Annotated in this window: 18 protein-coding genes; 8 read left to right on the forward strand and 10 right to left on the reverse strand. The window is 70.0% G+C overall.

The genetic code is table 11. The features are described 5' to 3' along the window. Position 1: 1 nt before the first annotated feature. The 5 genes from AAG895_RS00160 (at position 2) to AAG895_RS00180 (ending at position 7,226) form a co-directional block, all read left to right on the forward strand. A complete protein-coding gene (locus AAG895_RS00160; protein WP_345793547.1) occupies positions 2-1,486 on the forward strand; it encodes a sensor histidine kinase N-terminal domain-containing protein in 1,485 nt (494 codons plus the stop codon). A gap of 151 nt (positions 1,487-1,637) precedes the next feature. After that, positions 1,638-2,681: a porin gene (locus AAG895_RS00165; RefSeq protein ID WP_345793548.1), complete on the forward strand. Its 1,044-nt coding sequence runs from the start codon at positions 1,638-1,640 to the stop codon at positions 2,679-2,681. A 31-nt stretch (positions 2,682-2,712) separates the two neighbouring features. Continuing rightward, positions 2,713-4,002, forward strand: coding sequence for an ATP citrate lyase citrate-binding domain-containing protein (locus tag AAG895_RS00170; RefSeq protein WP_345793549.1), 1,290 nt, complete (start codon positions 2,713-2,715; stop codon positions 4,000-4,002). 31 nt (positions 4,003-4,033) lie between these two features. Next, positions 4,034-6,736: a CoA-binding protein gene (locus tag AAG895_RS00175; RefSeq protein ID WP_345793550.1), complete on the forward strand. Its 2,703-nt coding sequence runs from the start codon at positions 4,034-4,036 to the stop codon at positions 6,734-6,736. A 79-nt stretch (positions 6,737-6,815) separates the two neighbouring features. After that, the gene (locus tag AAG895_RS00180) at positions 6,816-7,226 is read left to right on the forward strand and encodes an acyl-CoA thioesterase (protein WP_345793551.1); all 411 of its coding nucleotides are present in this window, start codon (positions 6,816-6,818) and stop codon (positions 7,224-7,226) included. 254 nt (positions 7,227-7,480) lie between these two features. Here AAG895_RS00180 and AAG895_RS00185 read toward each other — a convergent pair whose 3' ends face one another. The 5 genes from AAG895_RS00185 to AAG895_RS00205 form a co-directional block, all read right to left on the reverse strand. Further along, positions 7,481-7,771 (reverse strand): nucleotidyltransferase family protein, encoded by a 291-nt coding sequence (locus AAG895_RS00185; RefSeq protein ID WP_345793552.1) that lies wholly within the window; start codon positions 7,769-7,771, stop codon positions 7,481-7,483. Positions 7,772-8,111: 340 nt separating this feature from the next. After that, entirely contained in the window at positions 8,112-9,617 is a 1,506-nt protein-coding gene (locus tag AAG895_RS00190; protein WP_345793553.1) for a tripartite tricarboxylate transporter permease, read from the reverse strand. Positions 9,618-9,620: 3 nt separating this feature from the next. After that, positions 9,621-10,064, reverse strand: coding sequence for a tripartite tricarboxylate transporter TctB family protein (locus AAG895_RS00195; RefSeq protein ID WP_345793554.1), 444 nt, complete (start codon positions 10,062-10,064; stop codon positions 9,621-9,623). Positions 10,065-10,126: 62 nt separating this feature from the next. Next, positions 10,127-11,110 (reverse strand): tripartite tricarboxylate transporter substrate binding protein, encoded by a 984-nt coding sequence (locus tag AAG895_RS00200; RefSeq protein WP_345793555.1) that lies wholly within the window; start codon positions 11,108-11,110, stop codon positions 10,127-10,129. A 148-nt stretch (positions 11,111-11,258) separates the two neighbouring features. Then, complete coding sequence (locus AAG895_RS00205) at positions 11,259-12,851, reverse strand: glycoside hydrolase family 19 protein (RefSeq protein WP_345793556.1); 1,593 nt, start codon at positions 12,849-12,851, stop codon at positions 11,259-11,261. 139 nt (positions 12,852-12,990) lie between these two features. Between AAG895_RS00205 and AAG895_RS00210 the strand changes: the two genes are divergently transcribed. Continuing rightward, on the forward strand, positions 12,991-13,542 hold the full coding sequence (locus tag AAG895_RS00210; RefSeq protein ID WP_345793557.1) for a hypothetical protein: 552 nt from the start codon (positions 12,991-12,993) through the stop codon (positions 13,540-13,542). Positions 13,543-13,551: 9 nt separating this feature from the next. Here the strand turns inward: AAG895_RS00210 and AAG895_RS00215 are convergent, their stop codons facing one another. The 4 genes from AAG895_RS00215 to AAG895_RS00230 all read right to left on the reverse strand — a co-directional run bounded on the left by AAG895_RS00215 (position 13,552) and on the right by AAG895_RS00230 (position 18,751). Next, a complete protein-coding gene (locus AAG895_RS00215) occupies positions 13,552-15,030 on the reverse strand; it encodes a diguanylate cyclase (RefSeq protein WP_345793558.1) in 1,479 nt (492 codons plus the stop codon). Between the two features lie 154 nt (positions 15,031-15,184). Then, positions 15,185-16,120 carry an AEC family transporter gene (locus AAG895_RS00220; RefSeq protein ID WP_345793559.1) on the reverse strand — a complete coding sequence of 312 codons (936 nt, stop codon included), beginning with the start codon at positions 16,118-16,120 and terminating at the stop codon, positions 15,185-15,187. Positions 16,121-16,307: 187 nt separating this feature from the next. Then, a complete protein-coding gene (locus tag AAG895_RS00225) occupies positions 16,308-17,450 on the reverse strand; it encodes a glycerate kinase (protein ID WP_345793560.1) in 1,143 nt (380 codons plus the stop codon). A 143-nt stretch (positions 17,451-17,593) separates the two neighbouring features. Next, positions 17,594-18,751: a sugar diacid recognition domain-containing protein gene (locus AAG895_RS00230; RefSeq protein WP_345793561.1), complete on the reverse strand. Its 1,158-nt coding sequence runs from the start codon at positions 18,749-18,751 to the stop codon at positions 17,594-17,596. A 187-nt stretch (positions 18,752-18,938) separates the two neighbouring features. Here AAG895_RS00230 and AAG895_RS00235 point away from each other — a divergent pair, with 187 nt between their 5' ends. Together AAG895_RS00235 and AAG895_RS00240 are read left to right on the forward strand one after the other, a co-directional pair. After that, the gene (locus AAG895_RS00235) at positions 18,939-20,321 is read left to right on the forward strand and encodes a class II fumarate hydratase (RefSeq protein WP_345793562.1); all 1,383 of its coding nucleotides are present in this window, start codon (positions 18,939-18,941) and stop codon (positions 20,319-20,321) included. 237 nt (positions 20,322-20,558) lie between these two features. Next, on the forward strand, positions 20,559-20,777 hold the full coding sequence (locus tag AAG895_RS00240; RefSeq protein ID WP_345793563.1) for a glycine zipper 2TM domain-containing protein: 219 nt from the start codon (positions 20,559-20,561) through the stop codon (positions 20,775-20,777). 95 nt (positions 20,778-20,872) lie between these two features. Here AAG895_RS00240 and AAG895_RS00245 read toward each other — a convergent pair whose 3' ends face one another. After that, on the reverse strand, positions 20,873-21,430 hold the full coding sequence (locus tag AAG895_RS00245) for a mechanosensitive ion channel family protein (protein ID WP_345793564.1): 558 nt from the start codon (positions 21,428-21,430) through the stop codon (positions 20,873-20,875). Positions 21,431-21,524: the final 94 nt, after the last annotated feature.

A 21,524-nucleotide genomic window follows, 5' to 3' on the forward strand; every position in this document is an offset into this window, starting at 1 on the left:
CATGGCCGGCAGTTCCAGCCCCGCACCCGTTGCCCCCGCCGAGGCGGGCGAAACGGATGCTCGGCCGCCGCGGCCAGTGCCGGCCCGTGGCGCCAGCCTGCGCCACCGCGTGCTCGTCTGGTTGTTGCCGCCACTGGCCGTGCTGCTCGTCGTCAACGCCTTCCTGACCTACCGCAACGCGCTCGACGCGGTCAATCAGGCCTACGACCGCACCCTCACCGCCTCCGTCCGTGCGGTCGGCGAGCGCACCCACTCGGTCACCGGCCAGATCCAGGTGGACATCCCCTACGCCGCCTTCGAGGGCTTCGAGGACGATTCCGCGGAGCGGATCTTTCATGCCGTGTTCGACCCCGCGGGCGGACTGGTGACCGGCTACGCCGACCTGCGCCCGCCGGAGATGCCCGACGAGGCCGGCACCGTGCGCGTCTTCGACCTGAGCTATGCAGGCCAGACGGTGCGCATGGCCGCGATGCGCAAGCGCATGTACGACCCCGCGCTCGCCGGTGGCGATGCGGTGCTGATCGTGTTCGCCGAGACCACCGACGCGCGCCGCGCCCTGGCACGCAGGCTTTTCGTCGCCAGCCTGCAACGCCAGGCCCTGCTGGTGGCCGTGGGCGCCGTGCTGGTGGTGCTGGCGCTCGGCACCGCATTCCGTCCGCTGCTGCGCATCCGCGACCACATCCGCGAGCGCGACGAGGAAGATCTCACCCCGGTGCGCATGGAGCGCGTGCCGAGCGAGGTGGCGCCGCTGGTCGACGCAATCAACCACCACATGGAACGCCTGTCGGCGATGCTCGCCGCGCGCCGGCGCTTTCTGGCCGATGCCGCGCACCAGATCCGTACCCCGCTGGCGGTGCTGACCACACAGGCCGAGTACGGCCTGCGCCAGACCGAGCCGGAGGAGATGCTGGAGACCTTCGCCAGCCTGCTGCGCAGCACCCGCGCCGCGCGCCGGCTGGCCAACCAGATGCTGACCCTGTCGCGCGCCGAGGCCGTGAACGGCGTCATTGGCGAGCGCGCCCCGCTCGATCTCGCCGCCCTGGTCAAGGAGGTCGCCATGGAGCTCGCACCGCTCGCGCTCAAACGCGACATCGACCTTGCCTACGAGGGCATCGGCCACGCGCTGATGATGGAGGGCAACGCACCGATGCTGCGCGAGATGGTGTCGAACCTGATCGACAACGCGATCCGCTACAGCCCGCGCGACTCTGCCGTCACCGTCGCCGTCGCCTGTTTCGCGAGCGAGGCCGTGGTCAGCGTCTGCGACCAGGGTCCCGGTATCCCCGAGGCCGAGCGTGAGCGCGTGTTCCAGCGCTTCTACCGCATCCTCGGCCACGGCGACAGCGAGGGCAGCGGGCTGGGACTCGCGATCGTGCGCGAGATCGCGATCGCCCACGGCGGCCAGGTGACGCTGCGCGCGGGCGAGGGCGGCCGCGGCCTGTGCGTCGAGATCGAACTGCCCGTGCGCGACCGCATCGCCGCCTGAACCACCGGGCGCCTGCGCCCGCCCCCCTCCGCGAACGTCCTCCTCCTTCCCGACCGCTTGCACTGAAAGCCGATCGAAAGCCAGCGGCGCTGCAATGCGTCCCGCGCGCCGACCGTGCTGCGCAACCGTCCACAAGATCGAGGAGACTTCCATGCAACGCCTTACCGTCCCGGCCCTGGTGGCCGCCGCCCTCGCCATGCCGTCGCTGGCAGCAGCGCAGTCCAACGTCACCATCTACGGCCTCATCGACCTCAACATCAGCCATGAGCGATCCGGCGACCAGCGCTACACGGGCGTCCATCATGGCGAACTCAACGGCTCGCGCCTCGGCTTTCGCGGCACCGAGGATCTCGGCAACGGCATCAAGGCCCTGTTCGTGCTCGAGAGCGGCTTCGACCCCTCGACCGGCCTCGCCGAGCAGGGCGGGCGCCTGTTCGGCCGCCAGTCCTTTGTCGGCCTGGAAAGTGGCCTCGGCCGCCTGACCCTGGGACGACAGTACTCGCCCGCCTTCACCGCGCTCGACCCCTTCGACGCCACCGGCAACGCCGACCGCAGCGCGGGCCTGCTGGTGCGCAAGACCGGCGCGGTGAAGCCGGCCTACGAGGTGCGCTTCGACAACATGGTGAAGTACCGCTCGCCCAAGCTCGCCGGGTTCGAGGTGGAGGCCGGCTACTGGTTCGGGGAGAAGACCGCCGCCAACGCGACCGCGCGCAAGGAAGGCGACGGTAACGGCCTGAGCCTCCTCTACGGCAACGCCGGATTCGCCGGCGCGCTCACCACCCAGGTCGTGCAGCGCGACGCCACCGGCGGCAAGGTGCGTACCAGCGGCTTCGCCCTGTCCTACGACTTCGGCATCGTGAAGCCCTACTTCGTCTGGTCGCAGGACAAGGAGAGCGGCACCGTCGGCAACGGCAAGGCGCGTAGCTGGGACCTCAGCGCCGAGATCCGCCTCAACCCCGCCAACACGGTGGCGATCAGCTACGCCGAGCGCGACGAGTCGGACGGCGCGGCAGGCGAGGACGCCAGCGGCTGGTCGGCCTACTACCTGCATGCGCTGTCCAAGCGCACCACGCTGTACACCGGCTACTCGCAGCTCTCCAACGAGGACGGCGCCAACTACGCGATCGGCAACATCACGCCGGCGGCCGGCGACACGCACCGCGTGGTCATGGCCGGCATGCGCCACCGCTTCTGAGCCTCGACCACCGCACACGGGAGAACCCGACATGAACATCACGGGAATGCTGTACGGCGCCCGCCTGTTGCAGTTCGCCGACTTCCCCGCCGCCGAGGTGCTCGGCCCGGACGCCAGCGAGGAGCAGATCAAGGCGCTCATCGAGCGTCATGGCGCGGTCTTCGTCAAGCCGCTGTTCAAGGGCGGCGTCGGCAAGAAGGGCAAGGCCGGCCTCATCGGCCGCGCCAGGGACCTGCGCACCGCGCTGGCCGAGAAGGAGCGCCTGTACTTCGTCGAGCACCGCCACGGCCACCAGGTGGCGAAGGCCAACGGCGTCACCTTCGAAGGCGCGGTGCCGGCCGAGCACGAGGTCTATTTCTCGATCACCGACTCGACCGAGTTCCGCGCCCCGACCATGACCCTGACCCACCGCGGCGGCGTCGACATCGAGGAACTCGACAAGTCGCAGGTCGCGCGCGTGCCCTTCGACCCGCTCACCGGCCTGAAGGCCTTCGTCGTCGCCAACGCGCTCGCCGACATCGGCGCGCCCAAGCAGATCATCTCGCCGCTGGTGCAGCACCTGCCGCGGCTGTGGGAGCTGTACCACGACTTCGGCATGACCACCCTCGAGCTCAACCCGATCCGCATGCGCCCCGACCGCCGCGGCCGGCTCACGCCGGTGGCCTGCGACTTCAAGTGCGGCTTCGACCGCGACGATCCACGCTGGCACCGGCTGAACCTGCCCGCCCACCTGTTCGCGGTGGACTACTCCGACTTCGAGCAGGAGATCAACCAGCTGCGCACCCACCAGGGCCAGAGCGACGTCTACGTGATCAATGCCGGCGGCACCATCCTCGCCCCCACCTTCGGCGGCGGCGCCAACTCGCTGGTCACCGAGATGCTCGGCGACGACGCCATCATCTCCTCCGACTTCGGCGGCAACCCGCCCTACGAGAAGATGAAGGCGGTCGCCTCGATCTGCTTCAAGCACTGGCTGCGCCAGTCCAACGTGCTCTTCATCATCGGCGGCAAGTCCAACAACACCGACATCCACGAGACCTTCCGCGCCATGGCCGATGCCTTGCGCGAGCACTTCGGCAGCCATGGCCCGACGCCGCTCACCGTCGTCGCCGGCCGCGGCGGGCCGAACCTGGTGCGCGGCATGGGCGTGCTGCGCGACACCTGCGAGGCGCTCGGCCTGCCCTACCGCCTGTTCGGCTTCGATTCGGCGATGAGCGAGGTGGTCGATTACGCGCGCGAGGCCAACGAATGGATGAAGGCGGGCGGCCGCGACGCCGTCGCCGCGCGCCTGGGGCTCGCCCCCGCGGCCACCGCCGCCTGAGCCCCGACACAAGCAGTCCAAGGAGACAGCCATGTACCAACAAGGCGTTGGTGATTTCAAGTACTACGTGGGCATCAGTTCGCTGGCCCAGATCGCGACCCGGCACGACCGGGTGTGCGTGCTCAACATCCTCGGCGGCGAATCGAGCGAGGTCACCCCGGTCGGCCACGCCTGGTCGGGCGGCAACGTGGTGTTCGGCACCTCGCCCGGCCGCCGCGGCCAGGTGCTGGAGACGCCACTCGGCAACATCCCGGTCTACAACAGCGTGCGCGAGGGCCTGGATGATGGCCACCGCTTCAACTGCGGCGTGGTCTATCTGCCACCCTCGGCGGCGCGCGACGGCGTGGCCGAGCTGATCCGGGTGAATCCGGAGCTGAGGAAGGTCTTCATCATCACCGAGAAGATCTCGGTGCACGACGCGCGCGAGATCCGCGCCATGGGCCAGCAGCACGGCATCGACATCTTCGGCGCCAACTGCCTGGGGGTGGCCGATTCGTGGAACCAGGTGCGCATCGGTGGCGCGCTCGGCGGCGACAACCCGTCGGACACGCTGCGCCGCGGCTCGATCGCGGTGCTGTCGAACTCGGGCGGCTTCACCACCACCATCGCCCAGTACCTGCGCATGGCGGGATGGGGCACGACCACGCTGGTCTCCAGCGGCAAGGACGTCTACATCCACTACGCGGCGCCGGAGTTCGCCTTCGCGCTCGCCAACGACGCGCGCAGCAAGGCCGCGGTGCTGTATTGCGAGCCCGGCGGCTACTACGAGCGCGACGCCGAGTTCACCAAGCCGGTGGTCGCCTGCGTGGTCGGGCGCTGGAAGTCGCGCCTCACGCGCGCGGTCGGCCACGCCGGCGCGATGGCGGGCGGCGAGGACGATGCCGCCGCCAAGGAACGCTGGTTCATGGACAAGTTCGGCGTCGACGGCCTGTACACGCCCGACAACCCGGTGTTCTCGGCGAAGGGCGCGGTGGTCACCAACATCGCCCACATTCCCGCCGCGCTCACCGCGGTGATGCGCGCCAACGCCACGCTGCCCGACTTCGCGCCCGAGGGCTCGATGGAACTCAAGCCCTGGTTCGGCGCCAACCTCGGCATCGCGCTGCCGCCGCAGCTCGACCTGCCGGTGGTGCCGGCGCTCGAGCCCTATCGCAGCCAGATCGCCCGCCTCGCCGAACAGGTCGGCGCGGTGTTCCCGCGCGAGTCCATGAAGGACGCCTCGGGCGCCTCGCAGATGGACCCCGCGACCCAGGTCTCCAGCCTGCACGGGGTGAGCGTGCTCGAGGCCGCGCGCCGCCCGCTCGAGGCCAACCTCGGCCTGGCCCTGCTGCGCGAGGCCGGCGGCGACAACGACCGCAAGCTGATCGCGGTGGCGGTCGGCGCCCACCTCAACCTGCATGGCGACCCCGCGCTCGCCGCCGCCCAGGCCGCGCGCGCCGCCGGGAACGCACCCAACGCGGTGCTCGCCGCCGCCATCGCGATCGTCGGCCCGCGCCGCGCCGAGCGCGCACGCGCGATCGCCGGCGCGCTGATCGAGCGCCTGCACGGCGCCGGCCTGCGCAACGCGCTCGACGAGGACTTCGACTGCCGTGCGCTCGCCGACGACGCCGAGCTGGTCGCGCTAGTGCGCGCCCCGGCGCCCGACGCCCGCGCCGAGGCGATGCTCGCCGGCCTGGCGGCGCGCGATGCGCGCTCGGTGCCGGTGCGCCTGCTGCAGCACACCGGCGTGCCCCTGAGCGCCGATGCGGTGCTCGCGGCGATCACCACCACGCTCGCCTGGGGGCCGCTGATGCGCAAGCGCATGTCGCGCCTGAGCGCCGAGTGCCTGCCATGGTGGATGCAGCTGGTCGGCACCCTGATCGGCGCCTCGGCCCCGGCCGCGCAGCACGAGGCCGGCCGCTTCTGCGGCATCGACGAGGCGGAGATGCTCGGTGGCGGCTCGCTCACCGGGCTCGCCTGCCAGGCGCTGCTCGGCCGCACACCGCAGCCGGCCGACCTGTTCGCCTACCAGACCCTGGTCGGCATCCTGCTCACCAACGGCCCCGGCACCATCTCCGCCCAGGGCGCCAAGGGCGCGGTCTCGGCCGACGGCCCGGAAACGCCGCAGCGCGTGCAGCTCAACAAGGCGGTCGTCGGCTTCCTCACCCACACCGGCTACGCTCACGGCGGCAACGGCTTCGAGGGGGTGCAGTTCCTGATCGAGCAGTTCCGCGACAGCGGCCTCGACGATCCGGCGGCCGCCCACGGCATCGACGTCGCCGCGCTGGCACGCCGCTGCGCCGAGGACTATGCGCGCTACAAGGCCGAACGCAAGCAGACCGGCAGCGAGGACATCCGCAAGATCCCGGGCGTGAACCACCCGGTGTTCAAGGACCGGCCGGTGAACGTCGACCCGCGCGAAGCCTTCATCCGCGAGCTGATGGCCACGCGCGGCGAGGCCAACGTGTTCCACGACTTTTACCACGCCCTGGTGCAGGCGCTGCACGAGGCCGGGGTGTCGCGCACGGTGTATTGCGTGAACATCGACGCCGTGATCGCCGCCCTGCTGCTGCGCCTGACCTGGCAGCCATGGCGTGAGGGCCGCATCGACGAAGCGCGCTTGGAAGACGCCGCGTTCACCTTGTTCCTGCACGCCCGCATGCTGGGCTGCGCGGCCGAGATCGACGACCACCTGAACCGCGGACGCAACATGGACACGCGCACGCCGGCGTCGAAATGCCGTCACGTCAGCTGACGCGGCTCACCCGGGGGCGGCCTGCCCGCCCCCGGCGCGGCGCGGGCAGCGCCTCCCCCACCCCCACCGGAACCTCACCATGAACGACCCGACCGCCATGCCGCGCGGCGAACCCGCGATCCGCACCATCGCCATGCCCGCCGACGCCAACCCCGCCGGCGACATCTTCGGCGGCTGGCTGATGGCGCAGATGGACCTCGCCGCCGGCAACGTCGCCGCCCGCCGCGCGCGCAGCCGCTGCGCCACGGTGTCGGTGGACCGCATCACCTTCCTGCGCCCGGTGTTCATCGGCGACGAGGTCAGCCTCCACGCCGAGATCGTGCGCGTCGGCCGCAGCTCGATGACGATCGAGGTCGAGGCCTGGCGCCGCTCGCGCGACGGCGAGGAACAGGTCAAGGTCACCGACGCCAGCTTCGTCTTCGTCGCCCTCGACCAGGGCGGGCGGCCGCGGGTGATCAGTCCTGGATCTCCTTCCTCGGCAGACGCGTAACGTCGAATCACTGCCGGGTGCGCAGCAATCCTGATGGAGGCGGAATTCGCAAGAGTTCCGCCTCCATTGCTTTGCGCAAGGGCGGCAGATGCCTGACGATCACATTCCAGACAAGGCTCAGATACACGGATAGCGAATCACCGCGTCCGGGGTCTTCGCATCGGCATGGAAGGCAGCCTCACCTTCGATGGTGAAGGCATCGATACGGTCCAGGCAAAGCCGGATGTGCTTCAGAAAGACGACGGGCTCCCGCCTCACAGGGGCCTCGCTTCGGCCAGGATCCGTTGGCGCAGGAAGGGGCTCACGCCATCCGCGGTCACCACGTCCGCGCGGCGACCGAGCAGGGCCTCGATGTCCTGCTGCAACCCGACCAGATCGAGCAGGGACGCACCCGCGTCGAAATCCACCAGGAAGTCGACATCGGAATCCGGCCGGTCCTCGCCGCGCGCCACCGACCCGAAGACCCTCAGGTTGCGCGCCTTGTGGCTTGCTGCCGCGCGAAGCAGATCGCTTTTCCTGCGGCTGATTTCCTCAAACGTCGTCATCACCGTTCCCTCGGACCAAGACAATGAGAGTGTAGCGATTCGGCTATTACCCGCAGAGGCTTCGAGCGGATCTCCTGGCGGACGTTCGAGATGGCGATCAAGCGGCGACGCAAAGTCACCACGATCGGTAGGGCAGGCACTGCACGGGCAAGCGGGCGACCCCGTCCTCACCGTCGAGCCGACGAGGTTCAAGGTGAGCCGTCGAGTCCTCGGAGCTCGCCGCAAAAAAAAACGGGCGCCCTCAGGCGCCCATCGAAAACGGCGGCCCGGGAGGGGGCCGCCGCACGCGGAGTTCCGTCACGACGCAGCGGACGGAATTCCGCGGAGGTGAGTCTTCAACTCATGCCTGGGCCACCGCGCGGCGGTTGTCCAGCATGCGCATCACGCGCGGGCCGAGCAGCATGCCCACCGCCACCACCCACAGGCCGATCGCGATCGGGCTGGCGAACAGCACGCTGACGTCGCCGTTGCTGATCGAGAGGGCGCGGCGTAGGTTCTGCTCCATCATGTCGCCGAGCACGAAGCCGAGGATGAAGGGCGCGATCGGGAAGTTCATCACCCGCAGCAGGTAGCCGATGCCGCCGATGAAGGTACCGAGGATGAGGTCGAAGGTCGTGCCATGCACCGCATACACGCCCACCAGCGACACCGCCGCCACGCCCGGCACCAGCAGCCAGTTGGGGATCGACAGGAAGGCCACGAACACGCGGATCAGCGGGATGTTCATCACCAGCAGCATGACGTTGGCGATGAACAGCGAGGCGATCAGGCCCCACACGATCACCGGCTGGTCCTGGAACAGGGTCGGACCCGGGGTGATGTTGTACAGCGTCAGCGCGCCGATCATCACCGCGGTGGTGCCCGAACCCGGCACGCCCAGCGTCAGCATCGGCACCAGCGAGCCGTTGGCCGAGGCGTTGTTGGCCGCTTCGGGCGCAGCCACGCCGCGGATGTCACCCTGGCCGAACTGGTGATCCTTGCCCGCCATGCGACGTTCGGCGGCGTAGCACATCGCCGAGGCGATGGTGGCGCCGGCGCCCGGCAGCACGCCGATGAAGAAGCCCGACACCGCGCAACGCAGCAGGGTCCACTTCGCCACCAGGAACTCCTTCATGCTGAACATCAGCCGCCCGGTGAGGGTGATCGGCGCGCTCGCGGCGTGCTCGTTCTGCAGCATCAGCATCAGCTCGCTGACCGCGAACAGGCCGATCACGATGACGATGAAGGGAATGCCGTCCTGCAGGTGCAGCGCGTCGAAGGTGTAGCGATAGACGCCGCTGTTGGCATCGATGCCCACGGTCGACAGCAGCAGCCCGATCAGGCACGCGGTCATCGCCTTGGGCAGCGAGTCACCGACCAGGCCACCCAGGCAGCACAGCGCCAGCACCATCAGCACGAAGTACTCGGCGGGGCCGAAGGCGATCGCCCATTCGGCGAGCAGCGGCGCGAAGGCGACGATGCCGATGGTGGCGACCAGCGCGCCGGTGAAGGAGGCGACCGCCGACATCGACAACGCCGGGCCGGCCAGACCCTTCTTCGCCATCGGATAGCCGTCCATCGTCGTCATCACCGCACCGGCATCGCCGGGCACGTTGATCAGGATCGCCGAGATGCGCCCGCCATACTCGCAGCCGGCGTACACCGCGCACAGCAGGATCAGCGCGGATTCGGGCGGCAGCTTCATGGCGAACGCGATCGGCAGCAGGATGGCGACACCATTGATCGGGCCGAGGCCGGGCAACAGGCCCACCACGGTGCCGATGAAGCAGCCGATCAGCGCGATCATCAGGTTTTCGGGCGTGCCGGCGACGGCGAAGCCCTGCATCAGCATAGACAAGGTTTCCATGACTTACCCCAGGATGCCGTTGAGCCACAGCCCGGTCGGCAGCGCGACGTCGAGCAGGCGGTCAAAGAAGAAGAACATGCCCAGGCCCAGGCCGATGCCGCCGAGCACGCATTGCCTCCAGGAGCCGCCGAAGAAGCGCGCGACCGGAACGCTCATCAGCGCGGTGGAGATGATGAAGCCGAGCTTGTCGAACAGCAGGGCATAGGCCAGCACGATCAGAAACAGCAGGCCGATGCGCGCGAGCACCGGAGGCGGCGCCCAGTTCGCATCACTCTTCTTCTCGAGCATCAGCGCGATCGCGCAGATGCCCAGAAGGAACAGCACCAGCAGCGGGAAGGCGCGCGGTCCGACCGGCTCGTAGGACACCGGCGGCACGTAGTTCCAGCCGATGGCGATGCCGGCGATGCTGACCAGCAGCAGCACGCCGCCGAGGATTCTTTCACTCATGTCGATCTCCCGATGAGGAGGCCCTCCGCGCCGCCGACGGCAGGGAGGGCGGGGATGGCGGCTTACTGGGCGATCAGACCGAATTCACGGGCGAGTTCGGCGTAGCGCCTGACTTCCTTGCTCACATAGTCCTGGAGCGCCGGACCCGTGAGGCCGAAGGGGAACAGGCCGCGCTCCTGGCGCAGCTTGTCGAACTCGGGCGAAGCCAGCATCTTGTCGAAGGCGGCGGTCCACCACTGGTGCTCGGCGTCGGCGACCTTGGGGCCCATGTAGTAGCCGCGCGCGATCGTCCAGTCGACCTTGTAGCCCTGCTCGATCGCGGTCGGGATGGCGGCGAGCTCGCCCGGCAGGCGCTCGGGGGCGAGCACCGCGAGCACGCGCACGCGGCCGCCCTTGAGGTGCGCGGCGACTTCCGAGGCATCACCGGTATAGGCCTGCACATGGCCGCCCATCAGCGCGGTCATGGCCTCGCCACCGCCCTCGAAGGCGACGTAGCGCATGTCCCGGTAATTGACGCCGGCTTCCTTGGCGATCAGCGCCGACTTCATCCAGTCCTGGCTGCCGACCGAGCCGCCGGCGCCATAGACGATCTTGCCGGGCGTCGCACGGGTGGCCTCGATCAGATCCTTCAGCGACTGGTAGGGGGCGTCGGCCTTGACGATCACCGCGCCATAGTCGGCGCCGACGGCGGCGACCCATTTGACGTCCTGCTCGGTGTACTTGCCGAACTTGCCGATCGCCAGGTTCAGGAAGGAGCCGCCGGAGAACGCGACCACGGTGCCGCCCTCGGCCGGTCGGTTGGCGATCACGGTGTTGTAGGCAACCGCGCCGATGCCGCCGGGCATGTAGGTCACCCGCATCGGCGCCTCGAGATACTTGCCGTCCTGCAACGCGCTCTGCAACAGCTTGCAGGTGAGGTCGAAGCCGCCGCCCGGCTTGGCGGGCGCGATGCACTCGGGTTTCTCGGGGGCGGCGTGGACGACGCCGGCGGCGAGGGTGGCGAGCACCGCGGTGGTGGCGGCAAACAGGGTCTTCTTCAGCAACATGATGGTCTCCTCCATATCGGATGTGTTCGCTGCACGGCGGACACGAACCGCCCCACAGGGTGAGGCGGACGATACGGAGGAGGGCTTTCGATTGGCTTTCAGTATCGCGACCGGCGCCCTCGCGCATCCGGTCGCGCACGTCCGGCGCTCAGGGATGGCGCCAGAACGCGAAGGCCTGGAAGCGACTGCCTTGCCACCACGCGCCCGCCGGCGGCGCACGCAGCACGTTGCGCGTACCGGCCTGCGATTCGAGCGGACGCAGGACCTCGTTGTGCGCACTGCGCACGGCTTTCGCCTCCGCGGTCTCCGGCACCACGGCGGTAATGTGGCCCGGACGGTTGAGGTCGACGCGGCGGGCGACGATCACGCACACCTGGCCAGCGTTGGCGGCGGCCTGCAGCGCGGTGAGATCGATCTCGCGCTGCCAGCCGAAGGCCGGCCCGAAGTCCTCCAGCCAGTCGTAGAGCGCATTGGCGTTGAGTTCGCGCACCGTGCGGCCGTACTCCACCGCCAGCTTCTCGCCCTCGCGCAGGCGCAGCAGCGCGCGGTCGGTCCACCACACCCGCGGCAGGTACACGCCGCACAGGTACGCGAAGTCGGTCGCGTAGATGTTGCAGTAGGTGCTGCCGCCCCTGGGCTGGTAGCGCCGATGGAGGGGGTTGGCAGGATCCAGGTAGTCGATGATCGCCGAGACCGATTTCGCCATCGCCTCGGCGCTGCGTCCGCTGCGCGCCGGCCGGCCGGCCTCGCCGAGCGGGTATGCGCGCCCGCCGTCGTGATCGCGGCGAATGTCGGCACGCTCCTGCGCCATGTGTGCGGCAGGCGGCGCCACCACGGCGGGCGCCGCCTGGAGCGCGCCGCGGCTGCGCGTGCGCGGCAGGGGCGCGAGGTAGCGCTCGGCCACCACGCCCTCGCGCAGCAGCCCGCTCAACGACACGCGCACGCGCACCCATCCCGCCTCCGGCGCCGCACCGAGCACCTGCACGTCCTTGCCCTGGTTGAGGAGGGCGAGCCGGGTGCGCTCGGCCACCACCGGCGCGCTGCGCAGCACGAGCTGGGTGGCGGTGACGCGATGCGTGGGCTGCAGCGCGGGCGGGCGCGCGACCGCGGCGACGCTGCCGGCGGCGGCCAGCTCGCCGAGCGCACGCTTTGCCTTGGCCAGCAGGGCGTGGCGGTCTTCGTAACCATTGAGCCCGCCATTGATGCGGCGGGTGATGGTGCTCAGGTCGTCGGCGTCGGCGAGGGCGTTGAGGCCGTTCTTCTCCCAGAAATACACCGCGGACTCCACCGCGTAGCGCTCGGCCACCCAATCCGGGTTGGTCACCACGTCGGCACCGACCCACTGCGCGAAGCTGCGGTAGTTGTCCTTGCCGGTGAGCTGGATCAGGCCGCGCCCGCGGAAGCGGAAGCCGTCCCCGGTCGACTCCGGGCCGTTGCCCATGCGGCTGCCATAGACCCGGCTGCCGATGCGCTCGGGCTGGCGCGCGTAGGCCTCGGCCTCGGCATCGGTGCGGAAATACTTGCGGAAGGTCTTGCGCAGACCTGCGGCCGAGTAGTTGAGGTTCTCCTGCGTCAGTCGCAGATGGCCGGACTCGTGCATCACCTGGGCGAGGAAATGCGCGATGCGCAGCTCCGAGTCGATGCCATGCACCGCCATCGCCGCGTTCAGGGTGTCGAGATAGCGGTCGGCGTTGGCCGCGGAGGCGCCCATCCGGGTGAGCAGGTCGCGCGTGATCAGCATGGGGTTCTCCAGTGTCGAAGCCGGGTCCAACTCAACTTAAGCCCATGGAATGCGCCATTGCAAGCCATCCGCCACGACGCAGCGGCGCACGGTGAAGTTCGCGGATAATGCCCGCGTGTGCAGCCCCCGGATGGAAGCGATGCGAACGACCCCTGCGCGCCGGCACCCGCCGGCGCTGAGCACCGCGCGTGCGCTCTGCGTGCTGGCCAGCCTCGCTTTCGCCGGCGGCTGCAGTGCCGGAAGCCCCCCGCCCGATCCCGCTGCGCTCGCGACCGCCCCCCGCCTGATCGTATGCGGCCAGCTCGACGACATCGACCAGACCCGTCTCGTCCTCGGCCTGGGCGCGGACGGCGTGCACGTGACCCGCTTCGAGCTCGTCACCCCCGACTTCATCTGGCGTATCCCCGGTCAGCCGGAGACCCGGCGCTTCCCCGCCGGCGAGAGCGACGCCTCGCCCGACCTCGCCGCTACGCTGCGGTTCGCTGCGCTGACCGATGCCGAAGGGGACCTGCGCCTGCTCGACTTCGCGGCCCCCGCCCCCGACGCGGTGCAGCTCGAAGGCCTGCGCGGCTCGCTCGCCCTGCACGAGCGCTGGCTCAATGAACGTGCGCTCGCCTCGCTGTTCTACGCCGCGACCGGCAACGTGCAGGAAGTCGTCGCGCTCGAATGCCGCCGCGTCGGCGAACGGTGAGACACGCGCTCAGAATCGCCAGGTCGCGCGCCCGGCATGCTTGGCGCGGTACATCGCCGCGTCCGCGCCGGCGATCAGGGCGGCGGGGCTGTCCGCATCCTGCGGGAACAGCGCCACGCCCACGCTGGCGGAAATGCTCACCGCCTGGCCGTCGATCTCGAACGGCTCGGACAGCCGCTCGACCACCTTCTCCGCCGCCTGCCCGGCAAGCGCCGTGCCCCGGGCTGCGGGCATCAGCACCACGAACTCGTCGCCGCCGAGACGAGCGACGGTATCTTCGCTGCGAAACAGCTGCTCCAGGCGGTGCGCGACCTCGACCAGCAGGCGATCGCCGAACTCATGCCCGAAGCGGTCATTGACGGGCTTGAACAGGTCGAGATCGATGAACAGCACGACCACCTCGGCATCCTGCCGGCGCGCATGCTCGAGCATGCGCTCCAGGCGGTCGAGCAGCAGGGCACGATTCGGCAGTCCGGTGACCAGGTCGAAGTTCGCGCGCTGCCAGATCTCGACCGAAGCCAGGCGGCGCATGGCCTGCCCGTAGCGCCCGAGCGCAACGAGCAAGGCGGCGATGACGGCCACGAACACGGCACTCAGCGCCATGCCGCGGACCATTGCGCGCTCGCGCGCCTGCCGCACCGGCGCGAGCACGTCCTCCAGCATCAGTCCCGACACCATGAACAAGCCCGAGGACAGGCGGCGCCAGCCAAAAATGCGCGTCTGGCCGTCGGCCCGGCTCTCACCCATGTAGTCGCCCTCCTCGACCTCGCGCTCGGACAGGAACGATCGCTGCACCCGCAGGCCCTTGCCGTAGTGCGCTGCGCCATCGAGCGTTCGCACCAGCAACTCGCCCTGGCGCCCCAGCAGGCTGAGGGTGTCGCGCGGTCCCGGATCGAGGCGCATCAGCTGTGACGTCCAGCCATCGACCGACAGGGCCATCGACACCACGCCTTCGAATGCGCCATCGCGCTGGATCGCCCGGGCCACCTGAATGCTCCAGCGCCCGGTGAGCCGCCCGAGCACCGGTTCGCTGACCACCAGGACGTCGACGCTGGCGGTAGACAGCTGGCGGAAGTAGTCTCGGTCGCCGAGGAAATTGCGCGGCGAGGGGCCCAGCGACGAATAGCTCAGGTAGCCCTCGCGGTCGATCACGAAGATCTGCAGCACGAAATCGGAAGCCAGGCCCTGCAGCGCAAGCTGCGCCTGGCGGTCGATCGCATCGGGACCGTCGCCGACGACGGTGCGCACCGACTTGAGGGCGAGATCGAAACCGTTGAGCGTGGCCTGGACGAGCTCACCGACCGTGCGCGCCTGCGCGCGGGCCTGCAGGCGCGCGCGCTCCAGGGCCACCACCTCGGCCTGGCCGGCGTTGCGGAGCATGTCCGCCCATCCGAACACGAGCGCAACCAGGCTCACCACGACGATGGCGAGTCGAATCGCGTTCAGCGGCCATTGGATGGCGGGGGGCTGCACTGCAGGAGAGGACACCCATCGCTCCGCGTCGTGGTGGACGAGCGCAGGCGCACGCCGCCCGCACCCGCATCAGGAATCGCCTCACATCCTACTGCGCGCCTGCATTCAGGGGGTGTGAGCGAATTCGCGGTCGTCGCGACGACACAACACGGGCGGGCGAGGCCCGCGCTCAGGGGCGCAACACGAACAGCAGTGCCGACAAGGTCGCCACCGAGACCAGCGTGGACAGGAACACCGCAGAGGCCACCGTGGACTGGCACACCCCATGGCGCTGCGCGAACAGGTAGGGCGTGATGCCCGCCGGCAGCGCCGCAAGCAGCACGCCGGTCGCCACCCACAGCGGCGGGACCTCGAAGACCTGGGTCGCGAGCAACCACACGATCAAGGGATGCAGCACGGTCTTGCCCGCCACCAGCAGCGCAGGCTCGCGCAGGTTGCCGCCGAGGCTGTAGCGCGTCAGCGAGGCGCCGAGCGCGAACAGCGCGCATGGCGTCGCCGCGCTGCCCAGCCCCCTGGCGACGGCGTCGAGCGGGCCCGGCAGCGCCACGCCGAGGAGCGCGAAGGCCAGGCCGCCGGACAGCCCCCAGATGATCGGCGTGCCGAGCACGCTCCGGGTCAGCTTCGCCAGCATCGGACCCAGCCCCTCGCGCGCACCCCGGGCGGCCTCGATCAGCGCGGTGGTGGGCGGCAGCATCAGCAGGCTGTGGCAGGCGATCATCACGAACAGCGGCAGTGCGGCATCGGCGCCGTAGGCCGTCATCACCAGCGGAATGCCGAGCATGCCGGTATTGGAGAAGGCGCCGCCGAGTCCCAGCACCGCCTGCTCCTCGAGCCGGCGGCCGAACAGGACGCGCGTGCCGATCATGGTGAGCGCATACACGCCGAAGGCGCCGATGTAGTAGGACAGCAGGTAGCCCCATGGCATCGCGGCCGGCAGCTCGGCCTGCGCGATGGCGCGGAACAGCATCAGCGGCAGCGCGAAATTGAACACGAACAGCGACAGCCCGCGGTTGGCCGCCTCGTCGAAGACGCCGAAGCGTGCCGCGACGTAGCCGAGGCCGAGCGTGCCGAAGACCGGCAGGATGATGCCGAAGATGATGTCCATTGAGCCGTTCATGCGGGCGCGCCGTGGCCGCGCCGGGAGGGGTCGGCCGGCGCGTTGGCGCCGGAGCGAACCCGCATGATGCCCGTGCCGGGGGAGTCCGTGCAGTCGTAGCAGTACGAAGCGGCCGGGTCGGCAGCGCGCGCGCCCCAAAGGACGCTCTGCCGGCGCGACCCAGTGTCCGGCGCCCTCAGCCGCGGGCGAAGCCCATGCGCAGCACCGCCGCGACGTTGCGCGCGGTGAGTTCCACGTTCGCCGCCGCGTCGCGCAAGGCCTCTTCCAGCGTGCATGGCGTGTTGAGCACGCTGAACACCGCGTCGATGCCGTGCTCGTGCACCACGCCGACCTTGGCGCCGAGCGAGCCGGCGATGCCGATCACCGGCTTGCCGTGGCGCTTGGCGACGCGGGCCACGCCGATCGGCGTCTTGCCATGGACGGTCTGGAAATCGATGCGGCCCTCGCCGGTGATGACCAGGTCGGCGTCGCGCACATGGGCGTCGAGCTCGACCGCGGCGGTGACGATCTCGATGCCGGGCTTGAGCGTCGCGCCGAAGAAGGCCAGCATCGCCGCCCCCATGCCGCCGGCCGCGCCGGCGCCCGGCACCTGGTCCACCGCGACGCCCAGGTCACGCTCGATGATGCGTGCGAAGCGGGCGAGGCTGGCGTCCAGGGTCTGCACCATCGCGGGCGTGGCGCCCTTCTGCGGACCGAACACGGCGGAGGCGCCGCGAGCGCCGGTGAGCGGATTGTCCACGTCGCAGGCGACCTCGATGCGGCATTCGGCGAGGCGCGGATCGAGCGTGGAGACGTCGATGCGCTCGAGTCCGGCGAGCGCGCCGCCACCCGGTCCGATGTCCTGTCCCCGCGCATCGAGCAGGCGGGCGCCGAGGGCCTGCACCATGCCCGCTCCGCCATCGTTGGTGGCGCTGCCGCCGATGCCGAGGATGAAGCGGCGCGCGCCCGCGTCGAGGGCGGCGCGGATCAACTCGCCGGTGCCGCGCGAGGTGGTGACGAGCGGATTGCGCTGCGCCGCCGGGACCAGCATCAGGCCGCTGGCGGCGGCCATCTCGATCACCGCGGTGGCGCCGTCGCCGGTGAGGCCGTAGAAGGCCTCGACTGGCATGCCCAGCGGGCCGCTCACGGCGACGCGCTCCCGCCGTCCGGCGGTCGCCGCCACCATCGCATCCACCGTACCCTCGCCGCCATCGGCCACCGGTACGAGCACGTAGGTCGCGTCCGGGAAGACCTGGCTGAACCCGGCTTGCACTGCCTGCGCGACTTCCAGTGCGGACAGGCTCTCCTTGTAGGAATCGGGGGCAATGACGATCTTCATCGGGGGTGTCTCCAGGCGGTGTCGTTGTCGGATGGGCGGCGGCCTGCATGAGGCGCAATGAAGCTTAGCCCGGGCCCGCCTGGCTGTACTCGTTCAATTGAACAAAAAATAGCGTATCTACATTGCAATTTTTGTTTAAAACGCTAATCCTCTGCGTCGTCCAGCTCCAGGCCGATGAAAAGCAGCAGGCAGTCGTCGAGACGGCCCAGATCGAGACCGGTCAGCTCGGCGATGCGCCGCAGGCGGTAGTCGAGGGTGTTGCGATGCACGTGCAGGGCCTCGGCACTGGCCGCCGTCTTCATGCCGTGCGCGAACCAGGCGGCGAGGGTGCGCCGGAGCTGGCCGTCGCGATCGTGGGCGGCGAGCCGCTGCAGCGGGCGCTGCAGTTCGTCCGCCCGCCACCCTTCGGCCAGCCCGGAGAGCAGCACGGCGAGGGTGAGTCCGGTGTAGCAATGCAGCGTCGCTGCGGGCTGGCGGCGGCGGCCGACACGCAGGGTGGCGCGCGCGGACTGCCACGAGCGCACCAGCCCCTCGCGACCGCCGAAGGCGCCGCCCAGCGCACAGCGCAAACCCACGCCGTCGGCGGACAGTCGCGCCTGCAGGGCTTCGACGCGGGCGCGCACGCGCGCCATCGCGTCGGCGGCGGCAGGCAGCGGCAGCAGCACGGCCAGCTCGCCCAACGATACCGCCGCCCACAGCAGCTCGGGTTCGGACGCGGCGAGCAGGCGCTTGAGGCCTTGCTGCGCGGCCAGCACCGCGTCCGCAGCGGCCGTCGCGCCGCCGATCTCGATCAGCAGCGCCACCCGCGGCTGGGCAAGGTCCACGCGCAGGCGGCGCGCCCACTCGGCAGCGGTGTCGTCGCGCGTGAAGGTCGCGGACGCCATGCCGATCAGCTGCAGCACCAGCTCCTCGCGCAAGCGCGCGTCGTGCGCAAGCACCTGCATCAGGCGCGCCTGCTCGAGCATGGTCTCGGCCGCCATGCGGACCAGTTCGGCGTGCTGGCGGATCTGCTCCGGCGCACCGCTCAGGCCCACGACACCGACCACCCGCCCTTCGGCGCGCAGCGGCAGGTTGACGCCCGGGCGCGCGTCCTGCAGGCGGCTGGCGAGCGCCTCGTCGATCTCCACCGCGCGGCCCTGGGCCAGTACCAGCAGCGCGCCCTCGTGGCGTGCGCCGATGCGCGTGCGCTCGCCGCTGGCGATGATCAGGCCGCTTTCGTCCATCACGTTGACGTTGGCCTGCAGGATCTGCATCGCACGATCTACGATGGATTGGGCGAGCGAGGCGTCGAGCAGGAACATGGCGGTGGCCCGGGGGCAGAGGAGGCGGGGACGCCAGGCGTCGCGCGCCGTGAACAGGCGGGGATCTGCCCACATGCTGCCGCGCGACGTGCGGCAGGACAAGTACGGGTGCAGAATCGCCCGACGAGAGCAGCCCGGGGACAGCGACGCGCTGGACTTTAGCCACTTTCCTGTGGAGGGATTCGCCATGACCCGCATCGAAACCGACAGCCTCGGCCCGGTCGAGGTCGCAGCCGAGGTCTATTGGGGGGCGCAGACGCAGCGCTCGCTCGAGAACTTCGCCATCGGCAGCGAGCGCATGCCGCTTGCCGTGGTCCACGCCCTCGCGCTGATCAAGAAGGCGGCCGCGCGGGTGCATGCGCGCAGCGGCGCCTTGCCCGACGACCTCGCCCAGCTGATCGAACGGGCCGCCGACGAGGTGCTCGCCGGCGACCTCGACGACCAGTTTCCGCTCGTGGTGTGGCAGACCGGCAGCGGCACGCAGACCAACATGAACGTCAACGAGGTGATCGCCGGGCGTGCCAACGAACTGGCCGGGCAGGGAAGGGGCGGCAAGGCACCCGTGCATCCGAACGACCACGTCAATCGCGGCCAGAGCTCGAACGACTGCTTTCCGAGCGCGATGCACATCGCCGCCGCACGCGCGGTCCACGATGCGCTGCTGCCGGCGGTCACCGAGCTGTCGAACGGCCTCGCGATCCAGGCCGAGCGTCACGCCGGGCTGGTCAAGACCGGCCGCACCCACCTGATGGACGCCACCCCGATGACCTTTGGCCAGGAGCTGTCGGCCTTCGTGACCCAGCTCAACACCGCCGCACACGCGATCCGCGCGACGCTGCCGGCGGTGTGCGAGCTCGCCCAGGGTGGCACCGCGGTCGGCACCGGGCTGAACGCCCCACGCGGTTTCGGGACGGCGGTCGCCGCCGAACTGGCCGGCTTCACCGGCCTGCCGCTGGCCAGCGCACCCGACAAGTTCGCTGCGCTGGCCGGTCACGAGCCGCTGGTGGCCCTGTCGGGGGCGCTGAAGACCCTGGCAGTGGCGCTGATGAAGCTCGCCAACGATCTCCGACTGCTCGGCTCGGGCCCCCGCACCGGTCTCGCCGAAGTGAAGCTGCCCGCCAACGAGCCGGGCAGCTCGATCATGCCGGGCAAGGTCAATCCGACCCAGTGCGAGGCACTGTCGATGCTCGCCTGCCAGGTGATGGGCAACGACGCCACGATCGGCTTCGCCGCCAGCCAGGGTCATCTGCAGCTCAACGTCTTCAAGCCGGTGATCGCATACAACCTGCTGCAGTCGATCCGGCTGCTGACCGACGGCTGCCGCAACTTCCAGCGCCACTGCGTGGCGGGAATGGCACCCGACGCGGCGCGCATGGGCGAACATCTCGCCCGCAGCCTGATGCTGGTGACCGCGCTGAACCCCCACATCGGCTATGACAAGGCGGCGCAGATCGCCAAGAAGGCGCATGCCGAGGGCACCACCCTGCGCGCCGCGGCGCTCGCGCTCGGCTTCACCACAGCGGACGAGTTCGACGCCTGGGTGCGACCGGAGGACATGCTGGGCGACTGAAAGCTGCATCCGGATGTGATCGCCCGAGCGCGCCCCGCAGGTGCCCGAAAGCGCGCCGCCGTTCGCGCCGCCACAGGCATCGACGGCGTGATGCGGTGCCGCATGGGAACGCGGATGAGAAACAATTCGAAACCTCGCCGCGGGATCGCTGCCGCACGCCGGCGCTCATACTGCAGCCATACCCGACCGCGCGCGCCATCATGCGTCCAGCGCGCAGACAATCACAAGGAGGCCATCATGAAAGCCCGTACCCTGATCCCCGCCCTGCTCATCGCGCTCTCCGCCACCGGATGTGCGACCTGGGACAACATGTCGTCGCGTGAAAAGAGCGCGGCGACCGGCGCCGCCGTGGGCGGCGTGGCCGGCGCCGTGATCACCGACGGCGGCATCCTTGGCACGGTCGGCGGCGCCGCGATCGGTGGCGTCATCGGCGACCAGATCGGCAAGCAGAAGTAAGTCGCGACCGCCCGGGCGGTCCCTCGTTTCTCCTCGTTCGGGGCATCGACGCCGGTCGCGGCGGACATGCCCCGTTTTTCGTCGCCGCGTGCCGATCAGGGCCGCCAGCGCCGCACCACGCGCTGGAAGAAGAGGCTGTTGGGCACCTGCAGCACCTGGTTCTCGGCCTCCTCCTGCAAGGTGGTGTAGATCAGGTTGATGTCCACCACCTTCCCCTTGAGGCCAGGCTTGTCGCCGCTCTCGAGGACCTCGACGTGGTCGTGCAGGCGAAACGGCCGGGAGGTGAAGATCAGCAGCGTGCAGAAGATGTTCGACAGCACGCTCCAGGCCGCGAAGAAGGCCACCGCGGCCACGGCGGCGAAACCGGTGAAGGCGGTCCACAGCACGGTGCCCGACACCCCGAAGCGGTCGAGGATCATCAGGATCGCACCGGCGTAGATGAGCAGCCCGACCACGCGGCGCGCGCCCATCACGAGCTCGGCGGGCAGGCTGTAGCTGGCGGCGAGACGGCGGATCAGGCGCCGGAAGAGCAGGTTCAGCACCCAGGCGCCGAGGACGATCAGGACGATCTGCAGGCCGAGCTCGATGAACTCCAGCCAGGGTTCGGCCCAGGCGGGGAGGAACTGCATGATGCGGGCGGGACGATCGGACACGGGACGACGGACTCCAGTGGGGACAGGCCCTCATTCTAGGAGCGCCGGACGCGATCCGTCCCTCGAAAAAGCCTGATCCGCCCGGCACTTGGTA

Origin of the sequence: Thauera sp. JM12B12 (assembly GCF_039614725.1) — a bacterium.
In the GTDB taxonomy this organism is placed as follows: Bacteria; Pseudomonadota; Gammaproteobacteria; order Burkholderiales; family Rhodocyclaceae; genus Thauera.

Coding starts and splice junctions, on each gene's coding strand:
- AAG895_RS00190 (WP_345793553.1), bottom strand. CDS start 9,617: ATGGAAACCTTGTCTATGCTGATGCAGGGCTTCGCCGTCGCCGGCACG.
- AAG895_RS00180 (WP_345793551.1), top strand. CDS start 6,816: ATGAACGACCCGACCGCCATGCCGCGCGGCGAACCCGCGATCCGCACC.
- AAG895_RS00200 (WP_345793555.1), bottom strand. CDS start 11,110: ATGTTGCTGAAGAAGACCCTGTTTGCCGCCACCACCGCGGTGCTCGCC.
- AAG895_RS00220 (WP_345793559.1), bottom strand. CDS start 16,120: ATGGACATCATCTTCGGCATCATCCTGCCGGTCTTCGGCACGCTCGGC.
- AAG895_RS00205 (WP_345793556.1), bottom strand. CDS start 12,851: ATGCTGATCACGCGCGACCTGCTCACCCGGATGGGCGCCTCCGCGGCC.
- AAG895_RS00240 (WP_345793563.1), top strand. CDS start 20,559: ATGAAAGCCCGTACCCTGATCCCCGCCCTGCTCATCGCGCTCTCCGCC.
- AAG895_RS00170 (WP_345793549.1), top strand. CDS start 2,713: ATGAACATCACGGGAATGCTGTACGGCGCCCGCCTGTTGCAGTTCGCC.
- AAG895_RS00210 (WP_345793557.1), top strand. CDS start 12,991: ATGCGAACGACCCCTGCGCGCCGGCACCCGCCGGCGCTGAGCACCGCG.
- AAG895_RS00225 (WP_345793560.1), bottom strand. CDS start 17,450: ATGAAGATCGTCATTGCCCCCGATTCCTACAAGGAGAGCCTGTCCGCA.
- AAG895_RS00160 (WP_345793547.1), top strand. CDS start 2: ATGGCCGGCAGTTCCAGCCCCGCACCCGTTGCCCCCGCCGAGGCGGGC.
- AAG895_RS00165 (WP_345793548.1), top strand. CDS start 1,638: ATGCAACGCCTTACCGTCCCGGCCCTGGTGGCCGCCGCCCTCGCCATG.
- AAG895_RS00195 (WP_345793554.1), bottom strand. CDS start 10,064: ATGAGTGAAAGAATCCTCGGCGGCGTGCTGCTGCTGGTCAGCATCGCC.
- AAG895_RS00230 (WP_345793561.1), bottom strand. CDS start 18,751: ATGTTCCTGCTCGACGCCTCGCTCGCCCAATCCATCGTAGATCGTGCG.
- AAG895_RS00235 (WP_345793562.1), top strand. CDS start 18,939: ATGACCCGCATCGAAACCGACAGCCTCGGCCCGGTCGAGGTCGCAGCC.
- AAG895_RS00185 (WP_345793552.1), bottom strand. CDS start 7,771: ATGACGACGTTTGAGGAAATCAGCCGCAGGAAAAGCGATCTGCTTCGC.
- AAG895_RS00175 (WP_345793550.1), top strand. CDS start 4,034: ATGTACCAACAAGGCGTTGGTGATTTCAAGTACTACGTGGGCATCAGT.